This window comes from Gordonia sp. N1V, from assembly GCF_029269935.1.
Lineage (GTDB): Bacteria > Actinomycetota > Actinomycetes > Mycobacteriales > Mycobacteriaceae > Gordonia > Gordonia polyisoprenivorans.
Genome location: NZ_JARJDD010000007.1, coordinates 1 through 21,840 on the forward strand (window position 1 = coordinate 1; position 21,840 = coordinate 21,840).

A 21,840-nucleotide genomic window follows, 5' to 3' on the forward strand; every position below is an offset into this window, starting at 1 on the left:
TGGGGTGTTTCCGGTGTCGTCGGGTGAGCTGCCGGCGGATGCGGTGGCCAGGTTGCTGGGCCGGTGACGATTACGGAGTGACTCCCCGGCAGGGTGCTCCGCGTTCGTCGGACGGGTGCGCGCTGATCCGATCGGCGGCGCGTCCGTCACTCGGGTGGAAGGCCGAGACGGCCCGCGGTCTCCAGGATCGCGGTCTCCAGGCGAGCGTGGTGAGTATTCGCCACGTCGAGTACGGCGCTGACGTCGCGAGCGGTGAATCCGTCCAGCAGAGCCGCATGGTCGTCGTTCAGGAGCTCCTGGGTGGCCGAGCTCACGCTGCGCATGACCTGGAACGGCTCGGTCAGATTCCACGTCGACTCGAACATCGACAACAAACGTGGCATCGCGCACGGCGCGGTCAGACACATGTGGAACTGCCTCGACACGTCGTGAAACGACTTGCCGTCGCCCCACTTGGTGGCGGTCACCAGTTGCTCGTGGCAGCCACGTGCGGCTGCGATATCGGCCTCGGAGGCACGGTCGACGGCCTGGGCGAGCGCGGCCTGTTCGAGGACGCCGCGAACGAAGTAGATCTCCTTGAGTTCGTCGGTCGACAACGAACTCACCCGATATCCGGAATTACGCTGGTGGACAACCAGTCCCTCTCCGACGAGAGTCTTGAGTGCCTCCCGCACCGGGATCGGACTCACACGAAAGGCGTCGGCAACCTCACCCGGGGGAATGACGGTGCCCGGCGGTGCACCACCGGAGAGGATCAGTCGGCGCAACTCCTCCTCGATGTTCGCGTGCTCGTGATGTGATCGGACCTCGACGAGTTTCGCAACCAGGAGATTGGGCCGCCGGCGGTTCACGACAGCCGGGCCTGATCCGACACCGAATCCGCGGCATCCCAGCCGAATTCGGCGGCGCGGGCCAGCCGGTGCGATTCGGCGTGGGCGGCCGCGGCCGAGGGATGACGCAAGACCCAATCGGCAACCGCATTGGTCAGTCGCTGCTGATTGTCGCGCTTGACGATCTCGTGGCCCTCGTCACCGAACATCAGCAACTCCGCCACCCGACCACGCGACCGCAATTCGTGCACGATCTGCTGCGATTCACTGACCGGAACGTTGGTGTCGTGGGCGCCGTGAATCACCAGCAACGGAGCGCACACCTCGTCGATCCGGTGGATCGGGGACAGGTCACGCAGCAGTTCGCGATCCGACTCCGGATGACCGTACTTGGTGTAGGCGGCCACCGCGATCCACGGCTCGGTGTTGCGGAAGAACGACTCGAGATCGCTCATACCGCAGATCGCGATGCCGGCCGCGAAGAGCTGGGGGTGAAAAGTCAAGCACGCCAATGTCAGATAGCCACCATAGGACCGCCCCGACACGTAGAGCGCGTCGGGATCGGCGATACCGGCATCGACGAGATACTCCGCGCAATCGGCCGCGTCGTCGATCCCCGCGTACCGGCCGTAGCGGTCGTCGGCGTGTGAGAACAGACGCCCGTACCCCGAGGACCCGCGCACGTTGGGAGCGAACACCCCGATGCCGGCGTCGACGAGCGGACCGAACAGGAAGTGATAGTCGGGCCGGGTCTGTGCCTCGGGACCACCGTGAAAATACAACAGGTACGGGGTCGGACGGTCGTCGGCGTCGGATGAGCGCTGTGCTGGCCGAAACAGCCAGCCCGACAACGGCATCCCATCGCGCGCGGAGAAATCGTGCAACTCGGGCCGCAGGGTGTGCGACGGGCCGGTGCCGGTCACCATGTCGTCGCGGACCGGGGTGACCTCCCGGCTCGCGGTGTTGATCAGATGCACCAGCGGCGAGCGCTGCGGACTAGACACCGTCACCGCGATGAGAGTGCCCGCCGCGCTGATCGACAACTCCGACGCCACGTCACCCGGCAGTGGAATCGGATCGTGCAGTGTCTGATCGGGAAGCGTCATGATTTGTAACTCGCTGTGCCCGTCGGTGTTCCACAACATCGCGACCGTTGATTGGTCGTGGGAGACCGCGAAGGCGTCGAGGCCGCAGCCCGCGCGCTGTGCCAGCACCCGGAAGCGGGTTCCGGTGCGGGCCACCTCCACACCGAGTAGGCGCGGATACTTGGCATCGAAGTCACTGCGCACCACGGCTTGTACCGAGTCGAGATCACGCTCGGCGTCACCGGGCGGCCCGACGAACACCAGCGACGGGTGGTCGAAGCCCTGGTCGAGTATGTACCCGTCGTCGGTCACCGAACCCGGATCGTTGGGCAACAGTGTGCTCATCTCGACCTCCGGCTCGTCCTCGCGGGCCCCGACCGCGAGCGCCGGTCGAAGCGGACGCGCCGAACGCCGGACGTGACCATCGAGCGGACCGGCTGATCCCGTGCCGTCCTGGCGATCCCGGCGTCGCAACAGCAGCATGTCGTGGTAACCGCGCGGGCCGACACGCAGCAGTGTGGCGCCCTTCCACGAGTCGATCAGTGCACCACCGACACGCACGTCGAGGGTCTGGGTGGTGCCCGTGCTCGGATGAATCCGCAGCGAGTGCGCGGTGCCGTCGGTCGCCGTGGCGGTGATCAGGACCCAATCGGTGTCCCAACCGACGAGAGTCACCGTGCCGAAAGACCGCCCCGCACCCGCGGTGTAGGGATTGCCGTCGGGACGGATCGCGGCGACGCGATGAGCGGTCTCGTCGTCGGGATCGGTCGTCACGACCCACACCTGGTGGTGCTCACCGCCGCCGGGCGCCAACTCCACCGCGAGCCACTGTCCGTCGCTGGAATGCACGAGCTTGCGCACCGGTCCGGTCGCCGGCACCCGCACCCACCGCAGTTCGCCGACCCCGTCGGGAGTCAGAACCCGCTGTGCCGCACGCGGATAACCGGTCCCGTCGTCGACGATGTAGGCGAATGCCGACCCGTCCGGCGAGACCGACGGACCGTACGTGTGCCACCCGTTCTCGTCGAAGCGCACCGAGAACGCGGGGTCGGGGACGCCGGCGGCGATGGAATCGGGTGTCGACGCCTGCGCGCCGGGCGGAACGGACGGCGTCACGGTGCGGTGATACCTTCCATGGTCTGCAACCACATCTCGAGCATCGCGACCTGCCACAGCTCGTTGCCGTCGAGGCGAGTGCGAATCCCGTTGGGATCTGCGAACAGTCGGTCGAGCGCGGCCGGCCGGTACAGCCCGCGGTCGGTTGCTGAGCGCGTCTTGAGTACATCGGCGACGAGATCGAAGACCTCGCCCTCGAGGTGCCGGATACCCGGCACCGGAAAGTACCCCTTGGTGCGGTCGATGACGGCCGAGGGCAGCAACGCGCGACTGGCCTCCTTCAGTACGCCCTTACCGCCATGTGCCAGTTTGAGATCCGGCGGGCAGGTGGCGGCGAGCTCGACGAACTCGTGGTCGAGGAACGGCACGCGTGCTTCGAGTCCCCAGGCCATGGTCATCGTGTCGACCCGCTTGACCGGGTCGTCGACCAGCATGACCGTGGTATCGAGGCGCAGCGCTGCGTCGACCGAGGTGTGCGCGCCCGGGGCCGACTGATGGGCCAGTGCGAACTCCCAACTGGGGTCGAAATCGCGCTCCTCCAACAGGTAGTCGTCGGCGAGGATCGCGGCGATCTCCTCGTGCGACCGATCGAAGAAGACCTCACGGTAGGCCTTCGTCGTCTCCGGGCGCGCGATACCGGCCAGCGGCGGATACCAGGAGTAACCGCCGAGGATCTCGTCGGCACCCTGCCCGGACTGCACCACCTTGATGGACTTGCTCACCTCCTCGGAGAGCAGATAGAACGCGACGCAATCGTGGCTGACCATCGGCTCACTCATCGCGGCAATCGTGTCGCCGACGGCGGGCAGCAGCCGGTCGGTGCCGATGTGGATCTTGTGATGATCGGTGCCGAAGGTATCGGCGATGAGGTCGGAGTAGGCGTACTCATCGCCCGATTCGCCTGCTGCGGAATCGAATCCGATGCTGAATGTGGCGAGGTCGGTCTGGCCCTGCTCGGCCAGCAGCGCCACCACCAGTGACGAGTCGATGCCCCCGGACAGCAACACCCCGACCGGGACGTCGGCGACCATTCGACGCCGCACCGAGGTGCGCAGGGAATCCATCAACTCGTGCTGCCAGCGCTTCTCGTCCCAGTCGGCCCGATCGGCATGCGGGGCGAACACCGGCTCCCAGTACCGGCGCTCGGTGCTGCGGCCATCGCGGGTGATCGTCCGGACGGTGGCCGGAGGCAATTTGCGGATGCCGTTGTACATGGTGTGCGGCGCCGGAACCACCGCGTGAAAGCTGAAGTAGTGGTGCAGCGCGACCCGGTCGATGGAGGTGTCGACGTCCCCGGCCCGCAGCAGTGCCTGCAACGACGAGGCGAACCGCAGCCGCCCGGGCGTTTCCGCCAGATACAGCGGCTTGATGCCCAGACGATCGCGAGCCAGGGTCACCGTGCCCGAATCGGTGTCGACGACGGCGAACGCGAACATCCCGATCAGGCGGTCGACGCAGTCGGCGCCCCACGCATGAAAGGCCTTGAGGATGACCTCGGAATCGGCGTGGGAGAAGAATCGGTAGCCCTTGCCCTCGAGTTCGTGGCGCAACTCCTGATAGTTGTAAATGCAGCCGTTGAACACCAACGCCAGCCCCAACTCGGGATCGACCATCGGCTGACCGCCCCGCTCGGACAGATCGATGATCTTCAGACGCCGATGCCCCAGCGCCACATTGCCTTTCATGTAGACCCCGGAGGCGTCCGGGCCCCGCCGGGTCATCGCGGCGGTCATCGCGTCGACCGAAGAGACGTCGGGCGCGGACCCGTCGAAGCGGATCTCGCCGCAGACTCCACACATGAAATAGCAACCTTTCGTCTCCATGTCGCGGCAGACGCGACATCATCGTCCCAGCCTAGGAGTTTTGTCCCGGTGCGTCAGCGTGAGTCGTCGCCCGCGCGTGGCGTCACCCAGGTGGTGATGTCGGCGTGGACCACCTCGGTGCCGTGCGTGTCGAGGATGCGGACGGAGACGACGACGTCGGTTCCGGTACTGATCGCCTCGACGTCGATCGGTTCGGTCAGGGTCGCCTCCGCCGTCAGTCGCGTGGTGGCCTTGGCCAGGTATTGCGTCGACATGGCCTTGGGCAGCCAGCGATGCGACGGCGGCAGGCTGGCCTCCATCAGCATGCCCATCGCGGCCTCGGCGAGGTTGCACGCCGCGATCGCGTGGAACGTGCCGATGTGGTTGTACACGCCGAACCACTTGGGCGCGCTCACCTTGCAGTACCCGGGGCGCATCTCCTCGACGATGGGCAGCACGGTGCCGAAGTAGGGAACGCGCGCGACCATACCGAGAGAGAACAGGGCGTGGCCGAGAACGTTGTCGGGCAGGCGCCGGCGCAGGGCGTAGGTCGCGGTCATCGCCGATGGTCGAGCATCGTCGGTGTGCGAGGGCTTGGTCGTCATGGAACCGACCCTAACCGCCCACCCGTGCGGGGCGAGCGGCCGTGCTCGGCTGAGATCGCTGGCGATCGGCTGTGAGCACTGCGGCCTTGTCTGTGGCGGTCCTGACAGGACGCTTCGGGTGTACCGGGCTAAACGGTCAAACCGGCATGAACCGCACAGAAACCTCGCAGCGTGCGCGACGATTTCGGCCCGAAAGTGGTTGTAGCGTAATGGCTTAGACACGAAGCGGACGTTGCGCCGGGGAGTGGATCGGTTCTCCTGATCACACCGATGGCGACGTCGCCGTGGCTGTGGACGGCGGTCTTTCGACCTCGTCGTCCGTCCGTAGATCCGAGAAAGGGAAACCCAGATGACAACAGCGACCGCCAAGCGTTCGGGCATCACCATCAAGCGCACCGTGGCCGGTGTCGTAGCCGCCGGTGCCATCATCACCGGCGTCGGAGCAGGGGCGGGTCTCGCCTCGGCGGCGCCGACGGCCCCCAGCCACCAGCAGACCCAGCAGCAACCGCAGCGTCAGCAGCAGCCCCAACCGCAGCGTCAGCAGCAGCCGCAGCCCCAGCGTCAGCAGCAGCCCCAGCGTCAGCAGTGGGCGCCGCGTCAGACCAGCCCGCGCGGGTTCTGGTTCTTCGGGTTGTGGATTCCGCTGCCCTGACCGATCGCAGGAGCGCTGTGGGGTTGCTGGGAGCAAAACGAACATTGATGTGATTCGGCTGGCAATCAGCTCTTCGCGTTCGGATCAAAGCACCTAAAAGGCTCAGCCTCCCACAGTGAACCTGCAGGTCAGGTTCGATTTTCTGTCCCTGGGACGGCGTAGCGTCAGCACTGGCCGACGACTCCGTCGACTCCCGACCGACACGGTCGGGAGTTGTTGGTCGTCGCGGCTGTCGAGCCGGCGCCGTCCGACGCCGTCGATGATCATTGTCGTTCGAAGGGACATCTCATGAACACCGTCAGCAGTTCGGGGACCGAGGCGCGGTCGGTGAAGTCGCGCTCAGTGCCCGCAAAGCGGATCGTGGCGGGCGTCATCGCCGCCGGGGCCATCGTCACCGGCATCGGTGCCGGTGCCGGCATCGCGTCGGCCGCCCCGCCGCCGCCGCAGGGAAACCACTACCAGCAGCCCAACCGGTGGCAGCCGCAACCACAGCCGAACCGGTGGCAGCCGCAACCGCAGCAGTGGCACCCGCAGCCGCAGTGGCACCCGCAGCCGCGTTGGCAGCCGGGTCAGTACACCCCGAACGGGTTCTGGCTGTTCGGGTTCTGGATTCCCCTGCCCTGATACCGCATTCCTCCGACCGCCGGGTCGGATCGTCGACGACGTCGGAGACCTCCACGGTCCCGGCGTCGTCGGCGTCTGCGGCGGCCAATCGCCGCAATCCGTTGCACCGGGCGCGACGAGCCCCGATATTCGAATGACTTGACCGCATGGTCAACTCGAGTCCGGGGAGGGACGTTCATGAGGAGACCGACAGGACGGGCGCGACGCGGTGCGGTTGCGATCGTGGTGGCCGCGGTGCTGGCGACAGCCGGTGTTGGTGTCGTGCAAGCACATCCGTCGGATCGCGGCCCCGGCGTCGGGGCGCATTGGGTGGCCGGCTGGATGGCGGCGCCGAGTAATCGCGGCGACATCTCGCTGGAGAACCCGATTCCCTCGGCGCCTGCCGACCACACGTTGCGCGTGATGACGACGCCGCACCTGTCGGGATCGGTCGCGCGGGTACGCCTGACGAACCGGTTCGGCGCCAAGCCGATCCGTATCGGCGGCGTCACCGTGTCACGCCGTGTCCGCGGCGCGCAGGTCAAGAGGATCGTGCCGGTGACCTTCGGCGGCCGCGACTCGGTGTCGATCGCACCGGGTGCCGACGTCGCCAGCGACCCGGTCGACGTCGACGTCACGGCGTGGCGGTCGCTGGCAGTGTCGGTGTTCCTCCCCGACGCGACCGTGCCCACCGTCCACTACGTCGGTAACGCCACGAGCTTCGCGACCGTCGCCGGCAGCGGTGACCACAGCCACGACACCTCCGGCGCTGCATTCACCGTCACCACCGACCAGGTACCGCTCGTCACCGGAATCGATGTTGCTGCACCGACTTCGGTGACCGGTATCGTCGCCGTCGGAGACTCGATCACCGACGGATTCATGGCAGCCCAGTACCTGGGTCTCACCGAGGATCGGTCGGTGATCGATACCAACGTGCGCTACCCGGACTTCTTGCAACGACGTCTCGATCAGGCGGGAATCGACCGGCCGGTCCTCAACGCGGGGATCAGTGGCAACCGCGTGACCCTGGGGCCGGCGATCTTCGCCTACGGCCCGTCGCTGATGGACCGGGTGGCGGACGACGTCATCGGGGTTCCGGGCGTCCGCGACGTCATCCTGCTCGAAGGCATCAACGATCTCGGGATTCCGCCGGGTACCGATGCGGCCACGGTGATCGACGGACTACGCAAGGTCATCCTGCGACTTCATGCAGCAGGCCTTCGCGTCCACCTCGGAACCCTCCTGCCCGCGGCGACCTCGTTGTCCGACGGGTGGAGCACGCCGGCGGCCAATGGGCAACGGCTCGTGGTGAATGCGTGGATTCGCCGACAACACCTGTCCGACAGTGTCATCGACTTCGAGTCCGCGATGCGCGATCCGCATGATCCAAACGGCTTGAACCCGCGGTTGAGTGGGCCGGACCTGCTGCACCCGAATGCCGCCGGCTACTCGACGATGGCCGCACAGGTCGATCTGGCCACGCTGGCGTCCTGATCGTGATGATCGAATGATCGATGTGTGAGACGGATGTGCATTCCGGGCCTCCTCGCTTCGCCCGGTGGTGCCGTCGGCGACGGGCGTTGCCGTGATGGCCGAGGATGCATGCGACTCCGTGGTCTGCGATGCGGGTGATCGGCCCCGTCACCCGTCGCCACAGGGCAGCCCGGTGCCGTCGGTGCCGAAGCCCGCGATCAGGTGTGAGGGGATGTCGAGTACCGATGCCAGCGACGCCGCGAACATAACGGCACCGACGATCACCAGCAGAATCGCGCGGGGCACCCATGCCGCACGCACCTGGATGCCGCACACCGCCACCTTGAGGACTAGCGCGCCGCCGGCGAGCACGCCGAGCGCGGCCGCACAGGTGGCCGCCCATGAGATGGGACGCAGGTCCGGCAGCGCAGCGACCGGATGACACCTGATCGCGAGCATGTGCGCGTTCCAGTCGTTCTCGAGCTGCACGCGATGAAACTGGCAGAGCATCGACCCCAGAACCTCGGCCGCAGCCAGGGCGACCATGGTCGGCCCCCACGGTGAGCCGGTCTGATCAGAGCGCATCATGGCTACGGTTCTAATGCCGCGGCCCCCCGACGGCGGGTGACGCGTCGTTCGCGCAGCTGACGACGCGGTTGTTGCAGGTCGGGTGGCGTCAGGGGCCGATTTGAAACCACCCCGCGCCCTGGTGCATACTTGTCGGGTTGCCTGGACGGCAGGTTGCGGGATTTTCCGCGGCTTCGCTCAGGTGAATGACTCCCAGGCCTGGAAATCGGGGACTGGGCGTGTAACGCGTGCGCCGGTCTCGGTTCACGGACTCGACACGCCCGACCGCGGGTGCCGGAGCAAATCGGTTCGTCTGATGGGCGAGCCAACGTACAACGACAGATGAACAGCGTCGATCCCGACTCTCACGCGGTGATCTATGTGCCCGCCGGCGGCTAGTGCCGGCCCAGGTGCGCGGTGTTCGTCTGTCGAGAACAACTGACGGAAGAGGACACAGCGTGGCGGGACAGAAGATCCGCATCAGGCTCAAGGCCTATGACCACGAGGCGATCGACGCTTCGGCGCGCAAGATCGTGGAAACCGTGACCCGTACCGGGGCACGCGTGGTCGGCCCGGTGCCGTTGCCCACCGAGAAGAACGTGTACTGCGTCATCCGTTCGCCGCATAAGTACAAGGACAGCCGCGAACACTTCGAGATGCGTACCCACAAGCGACTCATCGACATCCTCGACCCGACGCCGAAGACGGTCGACGCGCTCATGCGCATCGACCTGCCGGCCAGCGTCGACGTCAACATCCAGTAGGGCGGGGGCGAAGAATCATGAGCAACCAGAGTTCAACCAAGGGCATCCTGGGCACCAAGCTCGGCATGACCCAGGTATTCGACGAGAACAACCGCGTCGTCCCGGTCACCGTCATCGCGGCGGGCCCGAACGTCGTGACCCAGCTGCGCACCGCGGAGCGTGACGGCTACACCGCCGTGCAGGTCGCCTACGGCGCCATCGATCCGCGCAAGGTCACCAAGCCGGTCGCCGGTCAGTTCAGCAAGGCCGGGGTCACCCCGCGCCGGCACCTGGCCGAGATCCGCGTGGCCGATGTCAGCGAGCTCGAGGTCGGTCAGGAATTGACCGCCGAGATCTTCGCCGACGGTGCGCTAGTGGACGTCACCGGCACCTCCAAGGGCAAGGGCTTCGCCGGTCCGATGAAGCGTCACGGCTTCTCCGGTCTGGGCGCCAGCCACGGTGCACACCGCGTGCACCGCGCGCCGGGTTCCATCGGTGGCTGCGCCACCCCGGGCCGCGTGTTCAAGGGCATGCGGATGGCCGGACGTATGGGTAACGACAAGGTGACCACGCAGAACCTCACCGTCCACAAGGTGGACGCCGAGGCCGGCCTGCTGCTGATCAAGGGAGCGATCCCGGGTCGTCGGGGCGGCATCGTGGTGGTTCGCGACGCAGTGAAGGGTGGTGCTGACAAGTGAGCGCCGAAACCACAGTCAAATTGACGCTGGACGTCCGCAACGCCGACGGCACGACCAACGGCACCGTTGATCTGCCCGCCGAACTGTTCGACGCGCCGGCCAACATCGCGCTGATGCACCAGGTCGTGGTGGCCCAGCAGGCCGCCGCGCGCCAGGGCACGCACGCCACCAAGACCCGCGGCGAGGTTCGCGGCGGTGGCGCCAAGCCGTACCGGCAGAAGGGCACCGGTCGCGCCCGTCAGGGTTCGACCCGCGCACCGCAGTTCGCCGGTGGTGGCACCGTGCACGGTCCGCAGCCGCGTGACTACAGCCAGCGCACCCCGAAGAAGATGAAGGCGGCCGCCCTGCGCGGCGCGCTGAGCGATCGGGCTCGCAACGAGCGCATCCATGTGATCACCGAGCTGGTTCCCGGTCAGGTCCCCTCGACCAAGACCGCGCGTCAGTTCCTCGAGAGCCTGAGCGATCGTCGCAAGTTCCTGGTGGTGCTGGGCCGTGAGGACCTCACCGCATGGAAGAGCGTCGCGAACCTGCAGAACGTGCTGCCGATCTCGGCCGATCAGCTCAACACCTACGACGTCCTCGACGCCGATGAGGTGGTGTTCAGCGTGGAGACGCTCAACGCGTACATCGCTGCCAACGGATCCAAGACCGACCAGAAGGAGGCGTGAGCATGGCTATCCAGGCCAACCCGCGCGACATCATCCTGGCGCCGGTGATCTCGGAGAAGTCCTACGGGCTCATGGAGGAGAACGTGTACACCTTCCTGGTGCACCCGGACTCCAACAAGACGCAGATCAAGATCGCCGTCGAGCAGATCTTCGACGTGACCGTCGACAGCGTCAACACCGCGAACCGGCAGGGCAAGCGCAAGCGGACCCGCTTCGGCTACGGCCAGCGCCGCTCCACCAAGCGCGCGTTCGTGACGCTGACCGCCGACAGCAAGCCCATCGAGATCTTCGGAGGCTCGGTCAGCTGACCGGGACTCTTGGAATAGAGGGACTTTCACATGGCTATTCGTAAATACAAGCCGACGACACCCGGTCGTCGCGGGTCGTCCGGCTCGGATTTCGCCGAGATCACCCGTGACCATCCGGAGAAGTCGTTGGTCCGCCCGCTCCACGGACGCGGCGGTCGTAACGCGCACGGTCGCATCACCACTCGTCACAAGGGTGGCGGTCACAAGCGTGCCTACCGTCTGATCGACTTCCGTCGTAACGACAAGGACGGCGTCAACGCCAAGGTCGCACACATCGAGTACGACCCGAACCGCACCGCGCGGATTGCGTTGCTGCACTACGTCGACGGCGAGAAGCGCTACATCATCGCGCCCAAGAACCTCAAGCAGGGCGACGTGGTGGAAAGCGGTCCGACCGCCGACATCAAGCCCGGCAACAACCTGCCGCTGCGCAACATCCCGACCGGTACCCAGGTGCACGCCGTCGAGTTGCGCCCGGGTGGCGGCGCGAAGATGGCCCGCTCGGCCGGTGCGTCGATCCAGCTGCTCGGCAAGGAGGGTGCCTACGCGACCCTGCGTATGCCCTCCGGTGAGATCCGTCGCGTCGACGTGCGCTGCCGCGCCACCGTCGGCGAGGTCGGCAACGCCGAGCAGAGCAACATCAACTGGGGCAAGGCCGGCCGCATGCGGTGGAAGGGCAAGCGCCCGACCGTCCGTGGTGTGGTCATGAACCCGGTCGACCACCCGCACGGTGGTGGCGAGGGCAAGACCTCCGGTGGTCGTCACCCGGTCAGCCCGTGGGGTCAGCCGGAAGGCCGCACCCGCAAGAACAAGGCGAGCGACAAGCTCATCGTCCGTCGCCGTCGTACCGGCAAGAACAAGCGATAAGCACAGGAGGGAGTTAGAGAATGCCACGCAGCCTCAAGAAGGGCCCGTTCGTCGACGACCACCTGCTTGCCAAGGTCGACGCACAGAACGAGAAGGGCACCAAGCAGGTCATCAAGACCTGGTCGCGCCGTTCGACCATCATCCCCGACTTCATCGGACACACCTTCGCCGTCCACGACGGTCGCAAGCATGTCCCGGTGTTCGTCTCGGACAACATGGTCGGGCACAAGTTGGGCGAGTTCGCCCCCACCCGTACCTTCAAGGGTCACATCAAGGATGACCGGAAAGCGAAGCGCCGGTAATGACTACGCAGACCGATAATCCCACCGCGAAGGCCACGGCCAAGTTCGTGCGCGTGACGCCGATGAAGGCACGTCGCGTGCTCGACCTGATCCGCGGCAAGAACGTCGACGAGGCCCTCGACATCCTGCGGTTCGCCCCGCAGTCGGCGTCGGAGCCCGTGTACAAGGTGCTCGCCAGCGCGGTCGCCAACGCCGAGAACAACCAGGACCTCGATCGCCGGAGCCTGGTCGTCGCCACGGCTTACGCCGACGAGGGCCCGACCATGAAGCGGTTCCAGCCGCGTGCGCAGGGCCGCGCGTTCCGTATCCGCAAGCGCACCAGCCACATCACCGTGGTCGTGGAGAGCCTGCCGGAGAAGGCCGCCGCCGGCGGTCGCGGTCGTTCGCGTCAGCCGAAGAAGAAGGGAGCCTAGTAGTGGGCCAGAAAATCAACCCGCACGGCTTCCGTCTGGGCATCACCACCGACTGGAACAGCCGGTGGTACGCCGACAAGCAGTACGCGGAGTACGTGAAAGAGGATGTCGCCATCCGCAAGCTCCTCTCGCAGGGGCTCGAGCGCGCCGGCATCGCCAAGGTGGAGATCGAGCGCACCCGTGACCGGGTTCGCGTCGACATCCACACCGCCCGCCCGGGCATCGTCATCGGTCGCCGCGGCGCCGAGGCCGATCGCATCCGCGGCGAGCTGGAGAAGCTGACCGGCAAGCAGGTCCAGCTGAACATCCTCGAGGTCAAGAACCCTGAGTCCGAGGCCCAGCTGGTGGCCCAGGGTGTCGCCGAGCAGCTGAGCAACCGTGTGGCGTTCCGTCGCGCGATGCGCAAGGCCATCCAGTCGGCGATGCGTCAGCCCAACGTCAAGGGCATCCGGGTGCAGTGCTCGGGTCGCCTGGGCGGCGCGGAGATGAGCCGCAGCGAGTTCTACCGCGAAGGCCGTGTGCCCCTGCACACCCTGCGCGCCGACATCGACTACGGCTTGCACGAGGCCAAGACCACCTTCGGCCGGATCGGCGTGAAGGTGTGGATCTACAAGGGCGACATCGTCGGTGGCAAGCGTGAGCTGTCCGCAGCCGCGCCGGCCGCAGAAGACCGTCGTCCGCGTCGGCCGAGCCGTCCCCGCCGCAGCGGTGCCTCGGGCACCACGGCCACGAGCACCGACGCCGGTCGCGCTGCCGAGGCCCCCGCTGAGGCGACGGCAGCAGCCGGTGCAGAGAAGCAGGAGGGCTAGGCAATGTTGATCCCACGGCGGGTCAAGCACCGCAAGCAGCATCACCCGAGCCTGAAGGGTCAGGCGTCGGGCGGTACCAAGGTGACGTTCGGTGATTTCGGCATCCAGGCTCTGGAAGGCGCCTACATCACCAACCGTCAGATCGAGTCCGCTCGTATCGCCATCAACCGGCACATCAAGCGTGGCGGCAAGGTCTGGATCAACATCTTCCCGGACCGTCCGCTCACCAAGAAGCCGGCCGAAACCCGCATGGGTTCGGGTAAGGGTTCTCCCGAGTGGTGGGTGGCTCCGGTCAAGCCGGGTCGCGTGCTGTTCGAGATGACCTACCCGAACGAGGAGATCGCTCGCGAGGCCCTGCGCCGCGCGCAGCACAAGCTCCCGATCAAGACCCGAATCGTGACCAGAGAGGAGCAGTTCTGATGGGACTCGGAGTTGCCGCAGCCGAGCTGCGTGACCTCAGTGACACCGATCTGGTCGACCGCTTGAAAGAGTCGAAGGAAGAGCTCTTCAACCTTCGGTTCCAGATGGCCACCGGTCAGCTCGACAACAACCGGCGTCTGCGGACGGTGCGTCGCGAGATCGCGCGCATCTACACCGTGATGCGGGAGCGCGAGCTCGGTCTGGCGTCGGGACCGGATGGTGATGACGCATGAGTGAGGACCAGAAGGTGACCGAAACCCAAGAAGCATCGGCGACCGCCGAGCGTAACCGCCGCAAGGAGCGGATCGGCTACGTCGTCAGCGACAAGATGCAGAAGACCATCGTGGTCGAGCTGGAAGACCGTAAGCGTCACGCGCTGTACGGCAAGATCATCCGGACCACGAGCAAGGTCAAGGCCCACGACGAGAACGGCGATGCCGGCGTCGGCGACCGTGTGCGGATCATGGAGACCCGCCCGCTGTCGGCGACCAAGCACTGGCGACTCGTCGAGGTGCTGGAGAAGGCCAAGTAAGGCGTTCTCGCAACAGGATTCACGCGAAGCGGCCCGTTCCCTCAGGGGAGCGGGCCGCTTCGTCGTCTTCGTATTCGCGAGTGTTATCGGCGCTGGGGAAAGTACTGAAGTACGGGTCCGCGACGGATCGCAGTGCGGATGGCCCGTTCGAGTTCCGGATCGTCGATGCTCCCGGCGCGAAGCTCGTCGAGTACCTGCCGGAGATGGAATCGTTCGCCCGAAGCGGCGTGGATGTGCTTCACCTGATCGGCGCGAGGTCGGTCCGGCAGAGTCGTGCAATTCCCGCCGGCCACCAGCAACTCCAGCATGGTGCGCAGACACTTCGAGCAACGACCACAGTTGAACCGCCCGTCGCGATTCTCCCAACACACGCGGAGATTCCTCATCGCGGTGGACGATTTACTGATCGTCCTGACCTTCTCGAGCCTCGTCACGTCGATGGAATCGTGCTCGAGTGTCACCGACGAACTCGACCATAGAGGGTCGAGTTCGGGATGAGAGCCCCACCGGTGGATACAGCCGGTGGAGTACGACGACGGGACGATGACCGTGCCGAGCACCGGCGAGAGCGCGGTGGCCACATGGGCGAGGGCGGGCCCGTGGAAGACCCACCCCCACGGCACGCGGACGAGGTCACCGAACGCGCTCCGCAGGGTGGTGCGCACCTCGATGAGAGGCTTGCCCAGTTCGACTGCGGCTGATCGAGCCGAATCCAGCGCCTGAGTCGCCAATACCTCGTCGTCCATGATGTCGAAACCCAGGACGAAGACGAGGTGGGTGAGTCGGTCCAGGTGAGTGAGGGCGGAATAGAAGCTGTCGACACCTCCGCTGAAAAAGCAGCCGACGCCATCCGCGGGGGGCGCGGTCGGCCCCTGGTGGGCGTGAATGTCGGCGGGTGCGAGGTGCCGTGGATACCACTCGGCGAGCACTCGCTGCGCCTTACCCGCGTTCTCAAGGGCTACAGGATCGACCGCGCCCTCGATGGTGAGATCGGCGGACAGCCACATCGCCGTCGGAATGGTCGGCGCCAGCCACGGCGTCGCCGAGCTGTCCAACGGGTGCGAGGACTCGGTGGCGACAGTCATCGCGGTGCCGTCGGGAGCCTGGATCGTTGCGGAGATGCGCTGGAGGTCCGGAACGTCGGGACGGACCTCGAGCCGGTGCTTGGCGCGGATACGCCCGCTACGTCGCGCGACCCGAGTCACAACGCGGAAGCCATCGTCTTGGCGACGTCATAGCCCTCGTGGAAGTCGCGGGCAAGAGCAACGTGAGCGAAGGTGGCCAGGTAATCGCGGAACGCCGCCGACAACTTGCTGTTGGCGTTGTCGACCATGACCACCGGCTTCTCCAGCAGAACGCCGAGGACCGCACCGTGGAGTCGGTCGGTGAGGACGACACGACCGCGTGAGAGGGCATCGACTGACGAACGCACGATCAGTTCGGACTGACGGTCGAAAGCTCGCTTCGCCCATCGGTGAATCCGACGCCGAAACACCGGAACCGTACTCAAGCTCACTATCGCGAGCGACTGCGGCCACCATTTGAGGTCGTATCCGAACCACTCCATGCGCCAGTCATGGATGAACGCCTCATCCATCAAGCTCGGCGGGATGCCATCGGCGGAGAACGCCGACTCTCCGTCGGTCCGCTTGAGGAGGATAACGTCGTGGTCGGGCTCGCGGGCGGGGTCGATGCGGCCGGCACCGAGGGCGGTGTCCGGGCAATAGTGGACCTGGTTCGCTGGAAACAGCTCGGCGACCCGCTCGAGTGCACTGCGATCGCGAATCAGCAAAGTGAGGTCGGGATGTTCGCCGTACACCTGCTGGGTGTGGGTCAGAGCATTGCGATCGCGGTATTCGAATGTCTGCGGCAGACCGATGATCGACCGGTCACGATTCTCGCCGATCACCCGTTCCCGAAATGGCTGGTAAATCGGGTACCTGTCACCGAAGTTGCCTCCACCATGAAGAAGGATCGGGCCACTGGAGACGGCGGAAGCGAGAGCGCCTCTGTCGTAGGTGTTGAACGTTGCCGTGTAGGCGATCTCGCACCCCAGCCGCTGGAGATAGGCGAGTTCGCCTCGATAGATGAGGACGTCTCCGGCGTTGGCGTGGTTGGGGAAATCGAGTAGGGCGACCGTGCTGCCAGCGGGAATCACCGTCCGGAGGATGTCGAGAGTTTCGGTCTGGATCGCAGAGATCGCGGACATGCCGGAAATCATAGCCGGAAGAGCAACGGGTGATTTGCGAAGCCGTGAAAGCAGGATTTCGGCGCAGACGTTTCCAAGAAACCCCGAAATCCCACCGGATCACAGATTGCTGGGTGCGAGGGCCGCGATGAGGACGGCGATATTCCACACGAGGCCGAGACCGGCCACGACGAGTCCGGCGATGGCCAGGCCGCGATTGTGCTGCGCAGGCGGCACGTCGGCGCGCGCCTTGGCGATCTTGAGGCTGGAGAGTCCGAAAAACACCGCCAGAGCAGCCGCGGCGAATCCGACGACGACCAAGCAGACGCCGGGGAACGACAGCACCGCGCAGATCATCGACCACAGGGCGTAACTCTTTGCTTTGGGATCAGGTGGCGACGGGTATCCCGATGGTTGCCGATGTTGGTTCTGTGGACCGCCGGGTGCCTGATATGACACGACCGGATTCGGCCGTTGCGCAGTTCCGTGCGTCGTGTACGGCGGCGGTGTCACGCCTGGCGAGATCGGGGGAAGTGAGGTCTGACCGGGTTGGGGCGCACCACCTGGGGACGGACCGGGCTTCCTCAGTTCGACGGCAGGTTGTGGATACGAGGCCGGAGCACTCTGCGTGCGCTGATGACCGACGGTCGAGGGATCGGGCGGAGGTGCGACGGTGGGTGCGGCCGGATGTGCTGCGAGTGCTGCGGTGAGTTCGGTCGCGAATTCCGTGCAGGTCCGATACCGGTGGTTCGGATCCTTCTCGAGCGCACGGTGAAGGACCTGGTCGACGCGCGGAGACAGATCGCGTCGGCGGGTGGTGATCGCCGGTGGGGTCTCGGTCAAGTGCTGACGGATCAGTGCCGCCGCATTCGTGTTCGCGAAAGGTGTTGAGCCACTGAGTAGCTGGTAAGCGGTGCAGGCGAGTGAGTACTGGTCGGCGCGACCGTCGAGCTTCTCGGCGGCAAGCTGCTCGGGTGAGGAGTAGGCGAACGACCCGACGGTGAGGTTCGTGGCGGTCAGGCGAGTGTCGTCGAGGATGGGGCGCGCGATGCCGAAGTCGGCGAGCAGGACGCGGCGATTTCCGGACGGTCCGGTGGCCTCGGTGAGCAGGATGTTGGCGGGTTTGACGTCGCGATGTAGCAGGTTCTGTGAGTGCGCGTGGTCGAGTGCGTCGGCGACCGCGGAAACAATGTGCACGACCTCATCGGTAGGCAGACCGCCCGGATGTGCCGACAACAGCGCGGCGGCGTCGAGGCCTTCGACGTATCGCATGGTGATCCAGAGCTGACCGTCGTGCTCGCCGCGGTCGTAGACGTCGACGACGTTCGGATGGTCGAGGCGTACCGCGAGATCGGCTTCGCGGGTGAACCGACGTCGGAAGGCCTCGTCCGACGAGAGATTCGCCGGTAACACCTTGAGCGCGTCGAGGCGTGGCAGTCGCGGGTGTTGGGCCAGGTACACCTCGCCCATGCCGCCGGCGCCCAGTACCCGGACGATCCGATATCCCGCGAATTCTTGACCAACCATCAACGCCACGCCGTCAGTCTAGGGTGCGAGTCCGACATGTCCGATGGTCGCCGGCAGGGTCCGGATGCGACTCGGCCCGCCCGACGCAGAGCGTCGGACGGGCCGGTGATCGGTTGCGGTGCCACGCCCGGAGAGGTGGCCGGCGGGTCTGCCCAACCGTCGCGGTGAGCGGTCGTCCACCCCCGCTCACAGGTTCAAGAGTAGGGGACTGCCGCGGGGACCGACAGGGACTTAGGGCCCCACATCGGTGAAAAGTTGATCAATTGATCTGACCTTGGAGCCAGTTGATCGTCTCCTCGTGCACGGGACGGGTGTCGCCGTCGAACTCGTGGTGCTTCTTGAGGAACGCCGCGACCAGCGGGCACACGCCGACGATGACCTTGCCCTGCGCCCGCGTGTCGGTGAGAGCCTGCTCGATCAGGATGGTGGCCAGGCCGCGTCCACCGAACTTCTCGTCCACCTCGGTGTGGAAGAAGATGCGTTCGGTCGCCCCATCGTGCTCGCGTTCGCGGTAGGCGGTGAAGCCGGCGATCTGTTCATCGACGCTGATCTGGTAGCGCTGCGAGTCTGGGAGCTGGGAGATGTCGGCTTCTGCGCCGGTTTTGTCGAGAGGCATGCGTTCGAGCGTAATGTGCGCGTCGGCGCGCGCCCGGCCGCTGCATGTCCGAGGCTAGAAGTCCGGCAGTCGGGTGAAGTACCGATGCGGTCGCCACGTGCGGCTCGCGTTGTCCCACGGCCGCAGAAGCACCCAATAGTAGGTATGGGCGAAGATTCGCAGGGGAAAGAAGATCGTCATCATCCTGGCGAGTTGGTGTTCACCGTGGGCCCGCGCAGTGATACGACCACCCACCATGTATCGGCGGTTCCCCCATGGAGACACCTGCAAGCGTCGACATGAGCTGTCGGCGAGGAGGTGTGGTTCGATCGCGGTCTGCAGGCCCTTTTCTTTCATCGCGAGACCGATGTCGAGGTCCTCCCAGACGCCCGGCTCGTCATCGTGCAGATGATCTCTGATCTCCTGCCAGGCCTCGCGTCGGAGTACATACCCCGGACCGTGAACGGATCCGATCGGCTTGTCGGTGTCGAGCTTGCGGAAGCCACGTTCGGCCAGCCGCTTCTGAAAGCCGTAGAGCGGCGCGTCCCACATGAGGAACGGGCCGGTGAGTGCGGAGAATGCCGAGCCGCGATCGCTATCGAAGAACTCGACGACCACCTGCGCCCAGTCGTTACCGACATGGGTGTCCGCATCCACCTTGGCGATCAGGTCCGACTTCGCCTCGTCGAGCCCTCGCCGTCGGGCGGCATGCACCCCCGGCGTGGTCTCGTTCACCCGACGAACCCGAGGATCGCGAGCAGAGTGCTCGTCGATGATCTGGGCGGTCGCGTCGGTGGAGTTGTTGTCCACGACGATGATTTCATCAATCGGAAGCGTTTGGTTGAGCAGTTTATTCAAACACTCATTGAGGTTTGATTCTTCGTTATGGGCCGGAACCACGACCGAAAGCGTCGCCACTCAATTCTCCCCGGGGTAACCATTCGCGACCAGTGTCCTTCACGGAGCATACCCGACGTATTTCGCGGTTCCGTCGGCATTACGCCAGGTCGTCGGCGTGAATACCTCCTCCTGAATGCGCCCACAGCGACACGGCCCCCGGGAATTGTTGCCGAGGAGGTGGATTCATCACGTATCTTGACCGATGTTGAGAAGTGCCCGATCGTGCGAGCCGACAATTGCGAAGCAAGTGCTTTCGTCGCTGGTCGGACGACCACGGACGATGTCCTCAGGAGGTCGCCTCCCGGTGGGCGTGCGACGCCGCCGGGAGGTACCGGTAACTCTTGGGCCTCGATGGGCGACAGACATGCAGGGTGGTCGGGAAGGTGGCGTGCGTGCGTACGTTTGGACGGAGAGGTGGCGCCATGTGTGAGAGTGCCCTCGGCGGGCTCCACGCCGGGACACTGCTCTGATGCAGGCCTGCGCCGACCCAGTTGCGAGCCCGTGCGTCACCGACCGCAGAGGAACCACATGTCCGATACTCAGAGGCCTGGCGCAGTGAGCGAGCCACGGCATCGTCGGAACACGAGTGCGCCGGGCGCCGACGAACCCGATCCGTTCCAGAGCCCGGATCCGGTCGAGGAACAGTTGCGTCGGTGGCGACAGGAGCGTGCCAACGGCGAGGCCCGTGCTCCGATGCCCGACTCCGCGCGAACGATCGCCGGAGAAGCGGTGACGAACCGACCATCCGGGCCGGTCCGCGCTCCGGGGTCTACGGCGACGTCGCCCGACCGCGGCGAGTACGGCGCGTCCCCGAAGTCCCGAAATGGGCGCCCTGTCAGCACGAATGGCCATGTGCCGGACTCGCAGAGCCGTCCGGACTCGATGAGTACGTGGGCGCGCGCAGCGCCGATACCCGGAGCTGACTCCGTGACGGACCCTGCCGTCGCGACGCCACGGGAGACCAGGCCCGCTCCGAATCCACCGGAATCGTTCGCGACGGCAGCTCCGCCGACGTGGGCGGCGCCACCACCGCGCCCTGCACCTGTCGGTCCCTCGACGTCCGACCCGTTGCGGCCGGGTCGCGATCAGCCACCGCGCCCGCCTGCGGCACGGCCACAGCCACAGGCGTCCTACCGCGAGGACGTCGGTGCTGTCGCCGATGCTCGCACTCGGTCATCCGACGAGCCGCCGGCGATCGTCGCGAGCGGCCTGCACAAGCGGTTCAAGGACATGGTGGCCGTCGAGGAGGTGAGCTTCACCGTTGCGCGGGGGAGCATCGTCGCCATTCTCGGTCCGAACGGGGCGGGTAAGACGACCACCGTGAACATGCTGTGCACTCTTCTCCAACCGGACAAGGGCTCGGCGTCGGTGTACGGCCACGACGTGGTCTCCGACGCGGCAGCGGTACGTCGTTCGATCATGCTGACGGGGCAGTTCGCTGCGCTCGACGAAGCGTTGACCGGCCGCGAGAACCTGGTGCTGTTCGGGCGGCTGCTCGGCTTGTCGAAAGCTGTTGCCCGCGCCCGCGCCGACGAGTTGCTCGAGATGTTCTCCCTGACCGACGCCGGTGCCAAGCGCGTCGGGCAGTACTCCGGCGGGATGCGACGGCGCATCGACATCGCCTGCGGTTTGGTCACCGAGCCCAAGGTCGTGTTCCTCGACGAGCCCACGACCGGCCTCGACCCGCGTAGCCGCCAGGAGGTGTGGGCCCTCGTCGAACGCCTCAAGTCCGACGGTGTGACGATCCTGCTGACGACGCAGTATCTCGAGGAAGCCGATGTGCTGGCCGACAACATCGTGGTCATCGACAAGGGCCGGGTGATCGCGGAGGGGTCTTCGGACCAGCTCAAGCAGTCCACTGGTGCCGCCTATTGCGAGGTGACTCCCACCGATTCTCGGGATCTGGGACGCTTGCGCAAGTTGTTCGCCGACCTCATCGGACCCGACGCCCCGGCGGAGGACGACCACGTCGTGTCGGTCCCCGCGCCGCTCGGGCCGGAGACCCTCGTCGAGGTGATCCGCCGGACCACCGACGCCGGCATCGCCCTGTCCGATGTGGCCATGCGCAGACCGTCGTTGGACGAGGTGTTCCTGGCGTTGACCGACCCACGCCGCGATCGGGCGGGGTCGTGAC

Annotated in this window: 25 protein-coding genes; 15 read left to right on the top strand and 10 right to left on the bottom strand. The window is 66.0% G+C overall.

The features are described from left to right. Window positions 1-146 precede the first annotated feature (146 nt). The 4 genes from P3L18_RS11095 to P3L18_RS11110 form a co-directional block, all read right to left on the bottom strand. Entirely contained in the window at window positions 147-851 is a 705-nt protein-coding gene (locus P3L18_RS11095) for a GntR family transcriptional regulator (protein WP_079930674.1), read from the bottom strand. Further along, on the bottom strand, window positions 848-3,031 hold the full coding sequence (locus P3L18_RS11100; protein WP_271353903.1) for a prolyl oligopeptidase family serine peptidase: 2,184 nt from the start codon (window positions 3,029-3,031) through the stop codon (window positions 848-850). The genes P3L18_RS11095 and P3L18_RS11100 overlap by 4 nt, the downstream gene beginning before the upstream one ends. After that, a complete protein-coding gene (locus tag P3L18_RS11105) occupies window positions 3,028-4,830 on the bottom strand; it encodes an N-acetylglutaminylglutamine amidotransferase (RefSeq protein ID WP_276114087.1) in 1,803 nt (600 codons plus the stop codon). The genes P3L18_RS11100 and P3L18_RS11105 overlap by 4 nt, the downstream gene beginning before the upstream one ends. A gap of 77 nt (window positions 4,831-4,907) precedes the next feature. Further along, window positions 4,908-5,438, bottom strand: a complete 531-nt coding sequence (locus P3L18_RS11110; RefSeq protein WP_006367906.1) for a hotdog fold domain-containing protein — start codon at window positions 5,436-5,438, stop codon at window positions 4,908-4,910. Window positions 5,439-5,787: 349 nt separating this feature from the next. Between P3L18_RS11110 and P3L18_RS11115 the strand changes: the two genes are divergently transcribed. From P3L18_RS11115 to P3L18_RS11125, 3 genes are all read left to right on the top strand, one after another. Next, entirely contained in the window at window positions 5,788-6,090 is a 303-nt protein-coding gene (locus tag P3L18_RS11115) for a hypothetical protein (RefSeq protein ID WP_079930672.1), read from the top strand. A gap of 288 nt (window positions 6,091-6,378) precedes the next feature. Next, window positions 6,379-6,714, top strand: coding sequence for a hypothetical protein (locus tag P3L18_RS11120; RefSeq protein ID WP_196813402.1), 336 nt, complete (start codon window positions 6,379-6,381; stop codon window positions 6,712-6,714). 177 nt (window positions 6,715-6,891) lie between these two features. Next, window positions 6,892-8,190 carry a GDSL-type esterase/lipase family protein gene (locus tag P3L18_RS11125; RefSeq protein WP_276114088.1) on the top strand — a complete coding sequence of 433 codons (1,299 nt, stop codon included), beginning with the start codon at window positions 6,892-6,894 and terminating at the stop codon, window positions 8,188-8,190. 147 nt (window positions 8,191-8,337) lie between these two features. Here P3L18_RS11125 and P3L18_RS11130 read toward each other — a convergent pair whose 3' ends face one another. Continuing rightward, window positions 8,338-8,757 carry a hypothetical protein gene (locus P3L18_RS11130; protein WP_276114089.1) on the bottom strand — a complete coding sequence of 140 codons (420 nt, stop codon included), beginning with the start codon at window positions 8,755-8,757 and terminating at the stop codon, window positions 8,338-8,340. 437 nt (window positions 8,758-9,194) lie between these two features. Here P3L18_RS11130 and rpsJ point away from each other — a divergent pair, with 437 nt between their 5' ends. From rpsJ to rpsQ, 11 genes are read left to right on the top strand one after another with little or no spacing between them, the layout of a single operon-like run. Further along, window positions 9,195-9,500 carry a 30S ribosomal protein S10 gene (gene rpsJ, locus P3L18_RS11135; protein ID WP_003938093.1) on the top strand — a complete coding sequence of 102 codons (306 nt, stop codon included), beginning with the start codon at window positions 9,195-9,197 and terminating at the stop codon, window positions 9,498-9,500. Between the two features lie 17 nt (window positions 9,501-9,517). Next, a complete protein-coding gene (rplC, locus tag P3L18_RS11140; protein WP_006367911.1) occupies window positions 9,518-10,177 on the top strand; it encodes a 50S ribosomal protein L3 in 660 nt (219 codons plus the stop codon). After that, the gene (gene rplD, locus P3L18_RS11145; RefSeq protein ID WP_006367912.1) at window positions 10,174-10,845 is read left to right on the top strand and encodes a 50S ribosomal protein L4; all 672 of its coding nucleotides are present in this window, start codon (window positions 10,174-10,176) and stop codon (window positions 10,843-10,845) included. Before rplC ends, rplD begins: the two co-directional genes overlap by 4 nt. A gap of 2 nt (window positions 10,846-10,847) precedes the next feature. Beyond that, window positions 10,848-11,153, top strand: coding sequence for a 50S ribosomal protein L23 (gene rplW, locus P3L18_RS11150; RefSeq protein WP_006367913.1), 306 nt, complete (start codon window positions 10,848-10,850; stop codon window positions 11,151-11,153). A gap of 30 nt (window positions 11,154-11,183) precedes the next feature. Next, window positions 11,184-12,020, top strand: coding sequence for a 50S ribosomal protein L2 (gene rplB, locus P3L18_RS11155; protein ID WP_006367914.1), 837 nt, complete (start codon window positions 11,184-11,186; stop codon window positions 12,018-12,020). 20 nt (window positions 12,021-12,040) lie between these two features. Then, window positions 12,041-12,322 carry a 30S ribosomal protein S19 gene (rpsS, locus tag P3L18_RS11160; RefSeq protein WP_006367915.1) on the top strand — a complete coding sequence of 94 codons (282 nt, stop codon included), beginning with the start codon at window positions 12,041-12,043 and terminating at the stop codon, window positions 12,320-12,322. Further along, window positions 12,322-12,735, top strand: a complete 414-nt coding sequence (gene rplV, locus P3L18_RS11165; RefSeq protein ID WP_006367916.1) for a 50S ribosomal protein L22 — start codon at window positions 12,322-12,324, stop codon at window positions 12,733-12,735. The genes rpsS and rplV overlap by 1 nt, the downstream gene beginning before the upstream one ends. A gap of 2 nt (window positions 12,736-12,737) precedes the next feature. Next, window positions 12,738-13,544 (top strand): 30S ribosomal protein S3, encoded by an 807-nt coding sequence (gene rpsC / locus P3L18_RS11170; RefSeq protein ID WP_006367917.1) that lies wholly within the window; start codon window positions 12,738-12,740, stop codon window positions 13,542-13,544. A gap of 3 nt (window positions 13,545-13,547) precedes the next feature. Next, window positions 13,548-13,964 carry a 50S ribosomal protein L16 gene (rplP, locus tag P3L18_RS11175; RefSeq protein WP_006367918.1) on the top strand — a complete coding sequence of 139 codons (417 nt, stop codon included), beginning with the start codon at window positions 13,548-13,550 and terminating at the stop codon, window positions 13,962-13,964. Next, entirely contained in the window at window positions 13,964-14,197 is a 234-nt protein-coding gene (gene rpmC, locus P3L18_RS11180) for a 50S ribosomal protein L29 (protein WP_006367919.1), read from the top strand. Before rplP ends, rpmC begins: the two co-directional genes overlap by 1 nt. Continuing rightward, window positions 14,194-14,496: a 30S ribosomal protein S17 gene (rpsQ, locus tag P3L18_RS11185; protein WP_006367920.1), complete on the top strand. Its 303-nt coding sequence runs from the start codon at window positions 14,194-14,196 to the stop codon at window positions 14,494-14,496. Before rpmC ends, rpsQ begins: the two co-directional genes overlap by 4 nt. Before the next feature lie 83 nt (window positions 14,497-14,579). Here rpsQ and P3L18_RS11190 read toward each other — a convergent pair whose 3' ends face one another. The 5 genes from P3L18_RS11190 to P3L18_RS11210 form a co-directional block, all read right to left on the bottom strand. Next, the gene (locus P3L18_RS11190) at window positions 14,580-15,701 is read right to left on the bottom strand and encodes a hypothetical protein (RefSeq protein WP_276114090.1); all 1,122 of its coding nucleotides are present in this window, start codon (window positions 15,699-15,701) and stop codon (window positions 14,580-14,582) included. After that, window positions 15,698-16,705: a polysaccharide pyruvyl transferase family protein gene (locus P3L18_RS11195; RefSeq protein ID WP_276114091.1), complete on the bottom strand. Its 1,008-nt coding sequence runs from the start codon at window positions 16,703-16,705 to the stop codon at window positions 15,698-15,700. Before P3L18_RS11195 ends, P3L18_RS11190 begins: the two co-directional genes overlap by 4 nt. A gap of 99 nt (window positions 16,706-16,804) precedes the next feature. Further along, window positions 16,805-18,211, bottom strand: a complete 1,407-nt coding sequence (locus tag P3L18_RS11200; protein WP_276114179.1) for a serine/threonine protein kinase — start codon at window positions 18,209-18,211, stop codon at window positions 16,805-16,807. A 259-nt stretch (window positions 18,212-18,470) separates the two neighbouring features. Continuing rightward, window positions 18,471-18,827, bottom strand: a complete 357-nt coding sequence (locus P3L18_RS11205) for a GNAT family N-acetyltransferase (RefSeq protein ID WP_079930670.1) — start codon at window positions 18,825-18,827, stop codon at window positions 18,471-18,473. 54 nt (window positions 18,828-18,881) lie between these two features. After that, the gene (locus P3L18_RS11210) at window positions 18,882-19,724 is read right to left on the bottom strand and encodes a glycosyltransferase family 2 protein (protein WP_276114092.1); all 843 of its coding nucleotides are present in this window, start codon (window positions 19,722-19,724) and stop codon (window positions 18,882-18,884) included. Window positions 19,725-20,234: 510 nt separating this feature from the next. Here P3L18_RS11210 and P3L18_RS11215 point away from each other — a divergent pair. Further along, a complete protein-coding gene (locus tag P3L18_RS11215) occupies window positions 20,235-21,839 on the top strand; it encodes an ATP-binding cassette domain-containing protein (protein ID WP_276114093.1) in 1,605 nt (534 codons plus the stop codon). Window position 21,840: the final 1 nt, after the last annotated feature.